Raw genomic sequence first — 14,513 nt, forward strand, 5'->3', positions numbered from 1 at the left:
AACGCAGCAGGCTTGTGGAACTTCTACTTAGATGCAGCATAAGTTAGATAACAGTCAGGGCAAACCCTGTCCCAGAGCTGGTTTTATTTCCCAACAACTCTAATGATTAAGCCACTGCTCAGTTTATGCCAGCGAATATTTAAAGTTCGTAATGTTAACAAACGTTGTACCAATCTCTGGCTACCATAGGCAATGAGTCCCATGGGAATTGCTGCACCTAATCCAAAAATTAACAATAGGAGTAAAGCCTGGGTAAATTTTTGGTTAATGGATACCAGCAAAATACTACTCAGAACCGGCCCAGCGCAAGGAGTCCAGAGCAAGCCCAGCTGGGTTCCAATTAGAAATTCGCCCCCCAGTCCACCTTGGGTCGGTTCTTTGACCCAGCGGGAAATGGGTAGTCGGCTAAATAGCTGGTAACTTCGATCGGGAAACCCAGTGAGAATTCCTAAAACTAACAGGAGCACGATCGACAATTCGCGCAAGAGACTCATGAACCCCGCAAACCATTGAGTGCTGACGCCTAACAGACTTCCTGTGATCGCAAAGCTCAAGACTAAGCCACTGATTAAACAGAGGGGCCCAAGGCGATGGGTGGTCAGCGATCGTCCTAAAAGAATCGGCAAAATTGGCAGGACACAGGGTGAAAAAACGGTTAAACTGCCTGCGAAAAAGACAAGACCGATCGAAAGGGAGGTTGCCGCCATGGATTAACCTAACAATTTACCCAGGGTTTGCTCTGTTACGTCGTAGGCTCCTTCCCCAATGTGGTCATACTGAATGACACCTTGGCGATCGGCTAGAAAAAGGTGAGGCCAATACTCATTGTTGTAAGCTTTCCACATGGTAAAGCGATTATCGATCGCGATCGGGTAGGTAATGCCATGCTGCTGAACGGCTCGTTTGACATTGCCCACATCCCGCTCATAACCAAACTCAGGGGTATGAATGCCAATTACCCGGAGTCCTTTAGCCGCATACTGCTGATGCCAACGGAGGATGGAAGGTAATGTTCGTTGGCAGTTAATACAGCCAAATGTCCAGATTTGAATTAAAACAACATTCCCTTTGAGATCTCGGATTGATAGCGGAGCAGAATTGAGCCACTGGTCAATATCTTGAAACTCAGGCAGCATAGGTTGGGTTGAAGCCGAACGCTGGGGGGCTGCGGAACTGGAGGCATTTGCATTTGCTGATGGGGAAATATCTGAGGTGGCTGAAGATTGTGGAGGATGGGCAGTACAAGCGATCGTTCCACCCATACTTGCCATCCCCAATCCTAGGTACATCAGCATCTGCCGTCTATCGAGGGAAGAATAACTCATCGCGGCTTGGGGAAGACCTAATTACTTTTCTGTTCTTTCATGTCGTCACCCTTCATGGCGTCACCATCTTTCTCCATGGCGTCACCATCTTTCTCCATGGCGTCACCTTTCATGTCGTCACCATCTTTCTCCATGGCGTCACCTTTCATGGCATCACCATCTTTCTTCATGGCATCACCATCTTTCTTCATGGCGTCACCTTTCATGGCGTCACCTTTCATGGCGTCATTCTTCGTGGTTTCGGTCTTCGTCGCATCTCCTTTCATTGCATCACCCGATTGAGGGGTGGTTGTACTACAAGCGACGAGGCTTCCTGTCATTAGAAGTCCTAAACCCGTCAGTACCAAATTGCGGCTGAGCTTCATCATATTTCTCTGTGAGACGTTTCTAAATATAGTAGGAGGTTACGAAGATAGGTACGTTGTTTAGGTGAAGATTGGATTGCTTCAGATTAGAAAATGTTGAGGAATCTTCTCCACTAGCCACAGACCTATAAACTGCTATAACACCCGAGAGTCGATCGACTTGTACGATCGACTCTCGGGATTGCTTGACTATAGTGAACCATAGTGATCTGAGTGAATGCTGAGAAGGCAATAAGGTTGGCCTAAGAAAGGTTGACCTAAGATTTTCTTGCTATCTATTTCCCGATCCAAAAAATCCCGGATCCCCTAACAACTGTAGGCAAATTCTAGGGTGGATCGGTCACGAGTTAGCAGAATTAGTTCAGGGCAAACAAGTTTGCAAGTTAGCAATGGATCCATCGCAAGCATTCTATTCAGTTCACAGAATCCTGTTCAATTATGAAAACTTGATAAGCGTCAATACCAGCGAGAAGCTTTTTGGCTCAAGATTTGCTAGACCTGAGGGTATCTGGTTTCTTTCAGATAAAAATAAGTTTGCTTTTCTGCTCAATGACCTGCAATGCTCCTGATCTGATTAATACTCTGTGACTGACTGAGTAATTAATTTCGGGTTATTAATTCTAGGTTGATGACCTTTAAAGCTCTTGAGATTGTGTATTAAATCTGCTGGTCGCAGCAGTCAAGATAAGAATAGGTAAGTCCCTGGGATCAGCAGGAACAATAAAAATTTATTTTTAGTAAGAGCAAAAAAATTACATTCGTTTGAAGAGTGCGATATAGTCAGGATATCACTTTCGAATTATATCTAGGGTGTTGTGATTCTTCACCTCTGCAAACATTTACTGAGTGAAGATTATGTTTTTCAGGAACCTTGCCAAACTCAGAGATGAACGGTGGGTATACCAATCTTGCTTAAAAGGCAAGCAATTCTTTGGCGCTCCAGTGATTGCACAAAGGGTTTCGGCTGTTCGGATCCCAGGCGGTTTAACGCCGCCGTAGTAGGTTGCCTCTCTAACGGATTTACTCTACATCATTCCGTTGACTTGGCAGTTTGGCATTGCATGGCCAATTGGTTTTGAAAAGTCAGAAGGGTCGGGTTCTCAATCTTTTCGGAATCCTGTTGACCCATGGGCTGCTAACTTGATGAATGTATTCATGATCGGATGACATTTGTGTGAATAGTTCAGCATGATGCTTTTCTAAATCGATCGTTCGTTTGTAAGCTTTGCAAGCCCCATCGATCGAGAATGATTTGTGATTGTCTCAATTATTCAGTTTTCTCTATGTTGGTTACTCTGATCTCAATATTCAAGACGGAATTGACCTGTGTTAAAATTGGCTCAGCATTTCGTTTAACCAGAAAGTTTTAACGACGCTAATGGTTTAGACGATCGGAAGATTTTGTCATTCATCACAGATCTGTTGCGCGTTATTAATTTACCTAGGAAGCGGTTGGAAGAAAACCTTGTCATCCAACTGACAAGTTGCCACTAGCATTTCTACTTCCATTGCTAGGAAACCTCTGAGATTGGTACGAGTAAAAGTTAATTAGTTTCTTGGGAAGTTGGATAGGGACTTGTAAGTCTTTATTGATGACTCTCTTCATCCATCACTCTGAGTAGGTGGAGTTAGTGTGTATTTAGGTGAAATATTATGATGACTATCCAGGCATTACAAATTCTCCACCAAGGAGTCACGATTTGGAATGAGTGGAGATTGACGAATCTGAACTTGGAGCGTTCAGGAGAAATTTTGACGCCACAGTTACAGTTTGTGAATTTACGAGGAGAAGATTTGAGGTGGTTTGATCTGCGAGAGGTTGACTTAAGTTGTGCGGACTTACGGAATGCAGATTTGCGCGAAGCTGATTTACGACGCTGTAATTTACGAGGAGCACTCCTCAATGGCGCACACCTTCAACAGGCGCTATTAAGTCATGCGCAATTAGAAGGTGCAAACTTAACAGGTGCAAACCTAGAAGGGGCTTTCCTCCGGGGTGCAAAGTTAAATGATGCCTATTTAAATGGTGCCAACTTATGTCAAGCCGATTTAACTGATATTCAGTTGCACAATACTTGTATTACAGATGTGTTATTAGATTGTTGACCTGGATGATTGATTAAGAGATGAATAATACAGATCAGTTCCTTCTAGAAAGCAATTGATAATTCATATCTTCATCAATCATTGCCAACTGATTGGATAACTTGTTTGATAACGTGCTTAGCACTTGCCTCTCCATCTAAAATCTGGACTTTTCTCTGGATTTGGCTTCTATTTGAAATATTCGGAGTTTCTATGAGTTTGAATTCTCCCCGTGTTAGCATTGGCCTCCCGATTTACAATGGCGATCGTTATCTGACAGCTTGTTTAGAGTCCCTTCTACAGCAAACCTTTACCGATTTCGAAATTATCATTTCAGATAATGCTTCAATGGATACCACTGGGGAGATTTGTCGTGAGTTTGCCCGCCGGGATTCCCGGATTCGTTATTACCGCAATGAAACGAATGTCGGGCCAGTGCCTAACTACAATCGGGTTTTTGATTTGGCGACTGGGGACTATTTTCGGTGGATGGCCCATGATGATGTTTGTGCACCAGAGTGGTTAGAACGCTGTGTGACTGTACTAGATAGTCATCCAGAAGTGGCTCTTTGTTATACAAAGATGTGTGTGATTGATGATAGTGGTCAAGTTATTGATCACTATAGTTATGACATCGGCTCCCAACACCCAAATACACCTCGACGATTTCGGAATTTGATCTGTGTGGATCATCGTCGTCATTCCGCGATCGAAATCTTCGGATTAATGCGCCGGGATGTTCTGCTGAGGATGCCCCACCAAGGATTATACGCGCGGGCGGATAGTGTCTTTTTAGCGCGGGTGGCCTTATTCGGACAATTTTACGAAGTGCCTGAATTTCTCTTTTTTAACCGGGATCATGGCGATCGATCGTCACGGGTTGCCTCCATCTCCATTCGTAGCAGCACCCAAGTGGCGAAATGGATCGGCGTTGGCCCCCTGCCCCCAACGGAATGGTTTAATCCGGCTAAGATGGGACAATTAACCTTTCCAGAATGGAATTTGGCGGGGGAATATTGGAAATCCATTGCTTTACCGGATTTGAACGGACAAGATCGGGCCTTGTGCTACATTTACTGGGCCTACTGGCTGGTGCGGAATGTGCCAAAACTGCTAAGAGATGTTTTGATCGCGCTGGAATTGATTATTCGACGCCTAGGACGATCGACCCCTACACAGGTTGGCCCTGCTTAGATAAACTTCCGATAAGGTTTGATAACAGTTTTGAAGTAATTGGTCTGCCTACGATCGGTTCAAGCGACAATAGCAGTGGAGGTGAGCAAAATGCGCCACACTGCTTGGATACTCCGGAATCTAGAATACCGACTGGCTGAGATCATATTGGTGATCCTAGCGCTGATGATTGCGTTACTCGTAATTGCGCCGTTAGCAGTCTAATCCATGGCGACGAGACATGTTTACAAAATATGTTCAAAAGACATGTTCACAAGTCTTCTAGGGAATCAATTCAGCTAGCCAATTCGGTTACGCGCAAGGAAATTGAACGATTTCTCCCAGCGATCGTGTGCGTGGTGTTTGAGCAGGACAGTGCTTTGGCATAACGGTACTTTGGTCTGTCTGAATTTAAGGCTTACCTAAGTATCGTTCCAGCGCGGGCGAAAAGACTTCATAAATCAAGGTTAAAGGCTGGCCTCGGTGCCAGAATAAATAATGCCGTCCCCAGAAAGGGCCAGGATGACCGAATGCCTCAGCAATTTCTGGGGAATGACCGTAGTAAATGCCTTGGACATCGCGGTAGAGTTCCGTGCGCAGTTTTGCCAAACTGGCCCAAATAGGCAACGATCGGTTTTGCAAATACTCATCCACATGGCTCTGCTCCCACCAGGAGGCAGCGTAGGCTGTGCGTTGGCCACCATTCATCAGCCAGACTTGCCGCCTCACCCGTGGCCCCGGCACTTGCAGAATTTGCTCCGGCGCACGATCGCGGAATAATCCGACAGGGGACATGTCGATGAGGTCGATCGTCGTGGGTTCGCCCGTTAGCAATTGCAAATACCGCGTCGGTGAACCATCCCCTAGCAACACCATTTGCCACGCCGGAGCAAGCTGATTGTGGGGGAGTCCCTGCTGAATTTGGGGCTCAGTCCCTGCCCAGATCGGATCTAGGGCATACCAAGCCGTAAGCGTAGAAGAGTCCGGAGTTCTAAAAGTTGCAGTCAAGGAACTTTACACAAGTTAATAGTTTGTTTCTGATCATAACGTGTGAATTGAAGCGCAAGGCGTCGATCGTTCCAGAGAGCCTGTGCTTTAGAGCAGCAAAAAGCGTTAAAGAACAGCAGTAAACTCTGACTCAAAACCCGACTAAAATTATCGGCTTTAAAAAACCTATTAAACCATGGGTTCCGTCCCTGCCCTAGAATAGATTTTTGGTTCTGCTGAACTGCGATCGGGATGCGCCAGACATCCACGGGCGATCGTATTCTGTCTAAACTGAACCACGCATTCTGAATTACGCACTGACTCACACGCATTGACTCACACACATTGACTCACGCCATGTTGAACCCAAATCTGGATGAAGTCCAGTTAACAAAAGACGACTATGAGCGTTATTCGCGGCACATCATTCTGCCCCAGGTGGGCGTCGATGGCCAGAAACGCCTCAAAGCAGCCAGTGTGCTGTGCATTGGAACCGGCGGCCTCGGTGCCCCCCTCCTGCTGTACTTAGCCGCAGCGGGAATTGGTCGCATCGGTATTGTGGATTTTGACGTGGTGGATACGTCGAACCTGCAACGTCAGGTGATCCACAGCACATCCAACGTCGGGAAGCCCAAAATCCTCTCCGCCAAAGAGCGAATTTTAGAAATCAATCCCTTCTGCCAAATTGATCTATACGAAACGCGCCTCAGTTCCGAAAACGCGCTGGATATCATCCGCCCCTACGATGTGGTGATTGACGGAACGGATAACTTCCCCACCCGCTACCTGGTGAATGATGCCTGTGTGCTGCTGGGTAAACCCAATGTCTACGGCTCGATTTTCCACTTTGAGGGTCAGGCAACGGTCTTTAACTACAAGGGTGGTTGGGTGCGTCCTGAGGGTTGGGAGCAGCTCTCGCCCCAGGAAAAAGCGGAACAGCGCAAGGCAGGCAAGGATTGGCTTTACGATTCCGAGGTGCCTGGGCCGAATTATCGTGATCTGTATCCCGATCCGCCGCCTCCTGGGTTGGTGCCCTCCTGCGCTGAAGGGGGTGTGCTGGGCATTCTGCCGGGGGTGATTGGCACCCTGCAAGCCACGGAAACGGTGAAGATTATTCTGGGTGTGGGGACAACCCTCAGTGGCCGTCTGCTGCTGTACGATGCCTTGAACATGCGATTCCGGGAACTGAAGCTGAACTGCAATCCCGATCGGCCTGTGATTGACAAGCTGATTGACTACGATGAGTTCTGTGGCATTCCCCAAGCCAAGGCTGCTGAAGCTGCGGCTCAGAGTGAACTGTCTGAAATGACGGTAAAGGATCTCAAGCAGTTGATTGATAGTCCAGCGGATGACTACGTGTTGGTTGACGTGCGCAATCCCCACGAGTTTGACATTGGCCGCATTCCCGGTTCCGTGCTGATTCCTTTACCGGATATTGAAAACAGCAACGGTATTGAGAAAGTCAAAGATGCTTTGGGTAATAAAAAACTGATCATTCACTGTAAGTCCGGTGCGCGATCGGCTAAAGCGCTTGGGATTTTGAAGGAAAAAGCAGGTCTTCAAGGCACCAATGTGGTAGGTGGAATTCTCGCTTGGAGTCGCGAAATTGATCCTTCAGTACCGGAGTATTAACCCCGTTCTAGAGGATTAACCGAAACAACCACTCTATCCTAGAAAGGCAAGGAAAAATCCTTGCCTTTTCTTTTGGTGTTTATGTTGCCATGAGTGGCTACCGTTCCATAGCTTCTACCGATTTTGGAACTGCTGCGGTGAGAATTTCATTGCCCGTTGCCGTCACTAACACATCATCTTCAATGCGAATTCCAATCCCGCGCCACCGATCGGGCACTTCCGGTTGGCCTTCTGCGGGTTGAAAATCAGGGCGAATGTAAATTCCTGGTTCAACCGTGATCACTTGCCCCGGTGCAAAGCTGTACCAGTTATCCCCCGTTTTCCGCCCACCAATATCGTGCACATCCAAGCCGAGCCAGTGCCCTGTACCATGCATAAAGAAAGGCTTGTACTTGTCTTCCTTGATCAAGTCTTCGAGATCGCCCTCGAGTAATCCCAATGACAGTAATCCTTCTGTAATCACTCGCACCGCCGTTTCGTGGAATTGCTTCCAAGGATTTCCGGGCTGCACTTGATCGATCGCGGCCAGTTGCGCCTTCAACACCAATTCGTAGAGAATGCGCTGTTCTTCGGTGAATTTATCGCCAACGGGGAACGTGCGGGTAATGTCGGAATTGTAATAGTCGTAGGAACAGCCCGCATCAATTAACAGCAAGTCCCCATCCTGCATTTGTCGGGTGTTTTCCGTGTAGTGCAAAATGCAGGCATTTTCTCCAGAAGCCACGATCGACGGATAGGCGGGTCCCAATCCACCCCGTAGACGAAATAGCCGTTCCATTTCTGCTTGCAACTCGTATTCGTAGAGTCCCGGCTTGCGATGGTCAAGGGCTAACTGATGGGCTTCCGCTGCAATCTCTACAGCCTTGCGCATCAAGCTAATTTCATAATCGCTTTTATGCAATCGGAGTGAACTGATTAGCAGTAAGGGATCTTCGATCGAGAGTGGCCCAAATCCTGTACGATCGTAGCCTCTCACAAAGCGTTGAAACAGTCTCAAAATCCGATTGTTGAAACCATTGTCTCGACCTAGGTGATAGTAGAGACGATCGGCCTTCTCAACGTATTTCGGTAAATGTTCATCTAACTCCGTAATCGGGTAGGCAATATCCGCGCCATACTCTTCCTTGGCCGCTTCCACACCCACTCGATACCCCGTCCAAGTTTCCTTGTCCCGATCCTTGGGTTGCACGAAGAGAATATACTTGTGTTCCTCATGGTGTGGCGCAAACACAGCTACCGCATCCGCTTCGTTAAATCCCGTCAGGTAATAGAAACTACTATCCTGCCGAAAGTTATATTCCACATCGTTATGCATCACAGCATGGGAAGCCGATCGAAAAATAGCCGTTCCGCTCCCAATTTTGGTGAGCAGTTGTTCACGACGTTGGCGGAATTCAGGATGCATAGGCGAGGGTTAGGAAAGCTACAGCTTCTATCCTAAACCTTTCTTTCCGTGGGTGCGTCAGATGAAGGCGCGGGTTGGGATGGAGGCCGATTCGCGATCGCCCAAGCCCGAAAGGTCTTATAAGCTGCGTTCCAGCTATCCGTTTGCGCCTGCTGAATAAAGTTCGTGATTTGACTGGCTAGCTCACGCCCTGGAAAAAATTGACTCTCTGGGCAAACTTGGTAAGCCCCATTCTGTAATTGATTGATTTTCAACTGAGATTGAGAGAAACGCCAAACTTCCTGAACACCTAGCGCTGCATAGATTTCTAAATGAGTCCGAGAAGTTACATCAATCTCGATCGCCAAATCCGGCGGGGGATCAACCTCCAGATCCAAGCGCTTCCGCCCCTGAACCGCGATCGCGTTAGTAATATAAAAGCACTGATCCGGTTCAATCCCAGTCCCTAAAGACCGTTTGCTCAGGGTCGTTGAACCGAGGGGATAGGCCATAATCTCCCACTCAATCAGTAAAATTTTGACCCCATCGCCCAAACAATCTTGGTAGGATTCCTGTTCTGGGGAGGGAGCCATCACTTCTAATAAGCCTTGGTAATAGGCAATGCGACTAGTCCGTCGATCGCCTAAATCCAGCAAAATGGTTTCAAATTCTGTCCAGTCAATATCCCGCAGCAAAAGCCGCTCGCCAGGTAAAACTTGAATTCGACTAAGTTCAACCAGCACTGCGTTCCACCGTGATGGATAGAGGACAGAGATCGAGAACTGATACAGTCCCCAGGAATATTCTGAGGGAAATCTTAAATGCATTAGGAGATGCGTTGCGGTGTAGGTAATGTTGAGCAAAACCTACACCGACATTTTGATTCTAGGACTTCTATCCTAAAACCTGAATCACCATGCCATCCTTCGGCAGATCGGCCTTAGACAAACTCACCGTCATGCCAGATTTACGCACTGGGGTCCCCGTCATCAGGTTGATAAAGGCATCCACCCCCGCCAGATCACATTGTTGACCTTTGGCCGCGCCCGTTTTGTACTGGGTTGGCACCACAATTTTAGGATTCAGCACCTTGATAGCCGCCTTGGCTTCCTCGGGATTGTAGGCTTTGGGGCCACCGCCGACGGGGATAAACACCACATCTGGGCTACCCATGAGAATCTTTTGCTCCAGACTAATGGGAGCCGCCGCCCCGCCTAAATGCAGCATCGTCAGGCCGCCTTGAGTCCAGCGCCAAGCCACATTAGTGCCAAACTGACGCCCCCCCTTGCGATCGTGATCCGTCGAGATCCCCTGGAACTTAATGCCCTTGACCTCGTAAACCCCCGCCTCATAGAGCAACTGCGGATTTCCGGGTACCACATCGATCGCCCCTTCATCCAAAAGCTGGCTGCTAATCAGCACCAAGTCTGTGTCCACCTTGGGTGCAGGATAGCCAGCGGTACAGCCTAGGGGCCGGAAAGGGTTGACCAAAATCCGTTGGCCACTCCCTGTAATCAAAAAGCTCATGTGGCCGAGGGAGCGTAGCGTGACGCCGCTACTTTGCGCCCAGCTTCGGGTGCCTGTCATGCTCGTACCGATCGCTGCCAGGGTGCCAGCGCCCATGTAACCCAACAATTGCCGACGTTTCATTGACTTCTCCTAACGGTCAGGGGGCAAGCCGTGCACGTTAAATCGTCACAAACTGCCCTGCAAAACTCATAACGCAAAACTGGTTATTTTCGATCGCTTGCCTCCCGCAAAAAGTTCCGCAACAGATCTTTTCCGGCTTGGGTCAGGACACTTTCCGGGTGAAACTGGACGCCCTGGAGGTGGGGATAGTCGCGGTGACGCACTCCCATGATCGTCTGATCTTCCACCCAAGCCGTAATTTCCAGCACAGCGGGGCAGGTTTCCCGTTCAATCACAAGGCTGTGGTAGCGAGTGGCCGTCATGGGATTTTCTACCCCCGCGAAAACGCCTGTGCTGGTGTGGCTGACCTGGGAGACTTTGCCATGCATCAGTTCCGGCGCAGAGATCACCTTGCCGCCAAAGACTTGGCCAATGCTTTGGTGGCCTAAGCAGACGCCTAAGAGTGGGATCGTTGGCCCGAGTTCGCGAATCACGGCCATGGAAATGCCCGCATCATCCGGAGTCCCCGGCCCAGGAGAAATCACAATCCCATCGGGAGCCAGTTCACGAATCTGGTCTAGGGTGATTTGGTCATTGCGAAACACTTGGATTTCCTGGGCGATCGGAAACTCAGCACCGAGCTCGCCCAAATACTGCACGAGGTTGTAGGTAAAGCTGTCGTAGTTATCGATAACAAGGATCATGGGTCGAGGAACGGGGAATTGCGCAGAATTACCCTATCCTAAAGCAGCAAGTAGCACGACGACTAATTTCGGCAAAATCAGGCATCCTGCAACTAGCAGCGCCGCTAGGGCAGAGATGAGGACGGCTCCAGCCGCACAGTCCTTCGCAATTTTGGCTAGCTCATGGTAAGTCTGCTTGACGGTTAGATCTACGACCGCCTCCAATGCTGTATTCAGAAGTTCCATGGCCAGCACTGCCCCGATCGTCAGGCCAATCACCGCCAATTCCACAACTGTAAGCTGTAGCCACCACCCCAATCCGATCGCGGTCAGGCCCACAAACGTATGAACCCGGAAGTTCCGCTGGGTTTGAAAGGCATAGCTCAGACCCATCCAGGCGTAGCGAAAACTGGTAAGTAGGGTTGGAGCGACCTGCCAAGCGAAATCGCGCTTGAACTGCACGACTTTGCCATCGGGACGTTTCGGCGTTTGAGTGGGCAGTTCCTGGGACATAGGGGTTTGAGGTGAATTTCTTAGGAGACGCGAGTGCTCACGTAGCTGTAAACAACCTTACCAAAGTTCAGCGGGTACGATCGCGCCGATCAACTGAACCATCAACACGGAGTCAAACCATCAACGGAGTCGAACCTAGAGGAAATCTACTGAAAGATCAACCATCTGAAGCAGGGTTTGTTGCTGATTCAGCATTCGTTCCAAACTCTGATCGTCCGGATGATCCCATCCTAGAAGATGAAGCAACCCATGGGCTGCCAACCAGGCAAGCTCGACTTTTATAGAATGCCCTTGGGAAGCGGCTTGCCGCTCAGCGGTTGCCACAGAAATAATGATATCTCCTAAATACAACGGTTCTTCCTCCGGCAAGTCGGGGGCGTCTACTTCTAAGGCGGCAAAGGAGAGAACATCGGTGGGCTGATCTTTTTGTCGGAAATCCCGGTTGAGGGCGTGAATTTCGTCGTCGTCAGTTAACCGTAGACTCAGTTCATAGGCGTGATGGGGGTGGAGTGGATCCCCTTCATCATCCGTTGGCACTAAGGCTGTTAACCATCGATCGAACCAAGCTTCCCAAGTTTCCAGCGCGATCGGGGCTGAAGTGGATTTATGAAACACATCTTGGACACTCACTTCAACTTGCATCGGGAAATTTGAGGTAGCAGCCATGCAAAATTACGAGTTCAGGATTGACTGAGATTCAGGACTGGCGCAGGCAGGACTTACCGAGTAATGTAAGCCAAACCGACTAGGAGGCCCAAGAGGCCAAGGGTCGTCAGTGCAAAGTGAAATAACGACTTGCCCCCTTGGCGCACCATATTTCGCATGGCGAGCTTGACGTAGCTAGGGGGTTTTTCTGAGTCAGTGGAGACAGGCGCTTCGGATGGAGGGGGTGAGGAAGACATGGGACAGACTCAAGGGTAATCAAATGACGGTCAAGCGTTGAATGCCTTAATTTTAAAGCCTCTTGCTAAAATCCGTTCAACAGAGCAGTCTGCTTCGTTGGAAAAAATCATTAAGTGCCACTGTGAAGCGCCCTAATCTTCAAAAATGGGGGAAAACCGAAATTAAAATGTAGTCTTTTTCAGGATGGCAGCCCTGAGGAAATAACTTATAACGTGACAAGATAGCAGCGATCGTCCTATCCGGCGGATGAATATTCCCCTAAACTCAGGAGGTCTTAATCCCGGCAGGCGCGCTGCTCCCATAGGAGAAAATACGCATATGAAATCACTTGATTGGCGAACGAATTGGCAAAAAGGCGTTGTTGCGATCGCCCTTTCCCTGGTGCTCGTGATCACCGGCTGCCAGACCAAACCGCCCTCCCAGTTTGCCCAAGCACAGCAGGACAGTTCTAAACCCAAGGTGACTGCCGTCGCCAAGAATGCTACCCAAGGCGGCGAGTTCAACAAGTTCTTCCCAAAACCGGGAGCCGGGTATGAGCGCGTCTACACCCAAGAGAAAAAAGGATTTGCCGAAGCCAAGTTGAAGAAAGATGGCAAAGAACTGGCAATGCTTGCCGTTTCGGATACCAAGAGTTTGCCGTCTGCGGCCCTCAAGTTTGCGAACGCAACCACAAAGATTGCGGGATATCCCTCCGTGGAAATGGGGACGACCCAAACCAGTGTGCTGGTGAAGGATCGCTACCAGGTCAAAGTGATTTCGAAATCACCCTCGTTTACTAAGGATGATCGCGCAACCTGGATCGGCAAGTTTGACCTGAAGGGCTTGGAAAAGCTGAAGTAATCTGGCTCAGTCCCGATTCCAGAACCATCCCTCCCATCACGATCGCACCTATCCACGATCGCTTGATTTTGACATTTGTATTAAGTACAGGATCCATTTTTTATGAGTAAGCCGATTTATGAGCTTGTCGATGAGTTGCCCACCGGGGGAACCACCGTAATGGCCTTGAATGCCCTGGATTTTGTTATTCCAGGCCAGTGGCAAAACCTGACCGGCTTTACCAATACGATTAAGGCCGTGACCGGGGAAACCGATGAAGCCATGATCCAAGCGATCGGAGATCGGGCCGTCTACCTCTACAACGACGAATCCCAGGGCTACCAGCGGGCGATGTGGCTCTACCAAACCGTAGACAATGCTTCCGGAGCCTTGGGCATGGCCGCCATGGCCAACAAGATTGGTCAGGATATTTCCTTCCTAGGCTTTTTAGATAATCTGACGCCCAAGCCCGAGAAGGCTCAGAGTATCGATCTCTGCGTCAAGCTGGTCGTGGAATTGGTCTCCTACTGCCAAATCAACGGAATTCCCGGTGACAGCATTGGTGACTTTCTAGCTGCCTTAGGAGACTACGGTGGAGAGTCCCTCATGCGGATGGTGGCGCTGATTTGCTTCGACGGCTTGATTCCCCTAGGTCCTCACTTTATCGACAAAGGACTCTCCACCCTGGGTGGCCTCTCGCCTCAAGAACTGGAGGGAAATCAAACCTTTAAGGGGGTTAATAGCTTGATTCCCGGTGGAGATACAGCAGGTAAGCTGGGCTTTATCGGCCAAAGCTTTGATTCAGTCAAGGGTTGGATGACAGATTTTGTGTCCAGCAAAGGACTGACCCAAGAAAATGCCCTGGGTAACTTGCAAAAGTTTGTCCAAATTTCGGCGGACAAGTTGGACTATGTGGGTGCATTCTTAGACGTTTCTGTCAAGTATTACACCCATACGGGAACCCAAACCTTGGCTCGACGTCTGATTGAGCGGGCGATCGCGGAAATCTAACACC

16 protein-coding genes are annotated in these 14,513 nt (G+C 49.0%); 5 read left to right on the forward strand and 11 right to left on the reverse strand.

What is annotated here, in order from left to right:
- Positions 1-83 precede the first annotated feature (83 nt).
- The 3 genes from ACN4EG_RS16820 to ACN4EG_RS16830 are packed head-to-tail and all read right to left on the reverse strand — an operon-like array spanning position 84 to position 1,693.
- Entirely contained in the window at positions 84-707 is a 624-nt protein-coding gene (locus tag ACN4EG_RS16820) for a cytochrome c biogenesis CcdA family protein (RefSeq protein WP_431631144.1), read from the reverse strand.
- A 3-nt stretch (positions 708-710) separates the two neighbouring features.
- Entirely contained in the window at positions 711-1,325 is a 615-nt protein-coding gene (locus tag ACN4EG_RS16825; protein ID WP_431631145.1) for a thioredoxin family protein, read from the reverse strand.
- A gap of 17 nt (positions 1,326-1,342) precedes the next feature.
- Positions 1,343-1,693 carry a hypothetical protein gene (locus ACN4EG_RS16830; RefSeq protein ID WP_431631147.1) on the reverse strand — a complete coding sequence of 117 codons (351 nt, stop codon included), beginning with the start codon at positions 1,691-1,693 and terminating at the stop codon, positions 1,343-1,345.
- A gap of 1,650 nt (positions 1,694-3,343) precedes the next feature.
- On the opposite strand from ACN4EG_RS16830, the gene ACN4EG_RS16835 reads away from it, so the two are divergent.
- Together ACN4EG_RS16835 and ACN4EG_RS16840 are read left to right on the forward strand one after the other, a co-directional pair.
- Positions 3,344-3,796 carry a pentapeptide repeat-containing protein gene (locus tag ACN4EG_RS16835; RefSeq protein WP_431631148.1) on the forward strand — a complete coding sequence of 151 codons (453 nt, stop codon included), beginning with the start codon at positions 3,344-3,346 and terminating at the stop codon, positions 3,794-3,796.
- A gap of 192 nt (positions 3,797-3,988) precedes the next feature.
- Positions 3,989-4,969 (forward strand): glycosyltransferase family 2 protein, encoded by a 981-nt coding sequence (locus ACN4EG_RS16840; RefSeq protein ID WP_431631151.1) that lies wholly within the window; start codon positions 3,989-3,991, stop codon positions 4,967-4,969.
- A gap of 390 nt (positions 4,970-5,359) precedes the next feature.
- Here the strand turns inward: ACN4EG_RS16840 and ACN4EG_RS16845 are convergent, their stop codons facing one another.
- Entirely contained in the window at positions 5,360-5,956 is a 597-nt protein-coding gene (locus ACN4EG_RS16845) for a chorismate lyase (protein ID WP_431631153.1), read from the reverse strand.
- Positions 5,957-6,292: 336 nt separating this feature from the next.
- Between ACN4EG_RS16845 and moeB the strand changes: the two genes are divergently transcribed.
- Positions 6,293-7,567, forward strand: a complete 1,275-nt coding sequence (gene moeB, locus ACN4EG_RS16850) for a molybdopterin-synthase adenylyltransferase MoeB (RefSeq protein WP_431631155.1) — start codon at positions 6,293-6,295, stop codon at positions 7,565-7,567.
- A 97-nt stretch (positions 7,568-7,664) separates the two neighbouring features.
- Here the strand turns inward: moeB and ACN4EG_RS16855 are convergent, their stop codons facing one another.
- The 7 genes from ACN4EG_RS16855 to ACN4EG_RS16885 form a co-directional block, all read right to left on the reverse strand.
- Positions 7,665-8,972: an aminopeptidase P N-terminal domain-containing protein gene (locus ACN4EG_RS16855; RefSeq protein WP_431631158.1), complete on the reverse strand. Its 1,308-nt coding sequence runs from the start codon at positions 8,970-8,972 to the stop codon at positions 7,665-7,667.
- Between the two features lie 32 nt (positions 8,973-9,004).
- The gene (locus ACN4EG_RS16860; RefSeq protein ID WP_431631160.1) at positions 9,005-9,778 is read right to left on the reverse strand and encodes a Uma2 family endonuclease; all 774 of its coding nucleotides are present in this window, start codon (positions 9,776-9,778) and stop codon (positions 9,005-9,007) included.
- 67 nt (positions 9,779-9,845) lie between these two features.
- The gene (locus ACN4EG_RS16865) at positions 9,846-10,601 is read right to left on the reverse strand and encodes an MBL fold metallo-hydrolase (protein ID WP_431631162.1); all 756 of its coding nucleotides are present in this window, start codon (positions 10,599-10,601) and stop codon (positions 9,846-9,848) included.
- A gap of 83 nt (positions 10,602-10,684) precedes the next feature.
- Positions 10,685-11,284 (reverse strand): anthranilate synthase component II, encoded by a 600-nt coding sequence (locus tag ACN4EG_RS16870; protein WP_431631164.1) that lies wholly within the window; start codon positions 11,282-11,284, stop codon positions 10,685-10,687.
- A gap of 33 nt (positions 11,285-11,317) precedes the next feature.
- Positions 11,318-11,776 (reverse strand): diacylglycerol kinase family protein, encoded by a 459-nt coding sequence (locus tag ACN4EG_RS16875; RefSeq protein WP_431631166.1) that lies wholly within the window; start codon positions 11,774-11,776, stop codon positions 11,318-11,320.
- 135 nt (positions 11,777-11,911) lie between these two features.
- On the reverse strand, positions 11,912-12,442 hold the full coding sequence (ybeY, locus tag ACN4EG_RS16880) for an rRNA maturation RNase YbeY (RefSeq protein WP_431631167.1): 531 nt from the start codon (positions 12,440-12,442) through the stop codon (positions 11,912-11,914).
- Between the two features lie 53 nt (positions 12,443-12,495).
- Entirely contained in the window at positions 12,496-12,678 is a 183-nt protein-coding gene (locus tag ACN4EG_RS16885) for a DUF3285 domain-containing protein (protein ID WP_431631168.1), read from the reverse strand.
- 319 nt (positions 12,679-12,997) lie between these two features.
- Between ACN4EG_RS16885 and ACN4EG_RS16890 the strand changes: the two genes are divergently transcribed.
- A complete protein-coding gene (locus ACN4EG_RS16890; protein WP_431631169.1) occupies positions 12,998-13,519 on the forward strand; it encodes a hypothetical protein in 522 nt (173 codons plus the stop codon).
- 102 nt (positions 13,520-13,621) lie between these two features.
- Positions 13,622-14,509 (forward strand): hypothetical protein, encoded by an 888-nt coding sequence (locus ACN4EG_RS16895; protein WP_431631171.1) that lies wholly within the window; start codon positions 13,622-13,624, stop codon positions 14,507-14,509.
- The last annotated feature ends 4 nt before the right edge of the window (positions 14,510-14,513 follow it).

It is taken from the genome of Alkalinema pantanalense CENA528 (genome assembly GCF_050753345.1).
GTDB lineage: Bacteria > Cyanobacteriota > Cyanobacteriia > Leptolyngbyales > Leptolyngbyaceae > Alkalinema > Alkalinema pantanalense.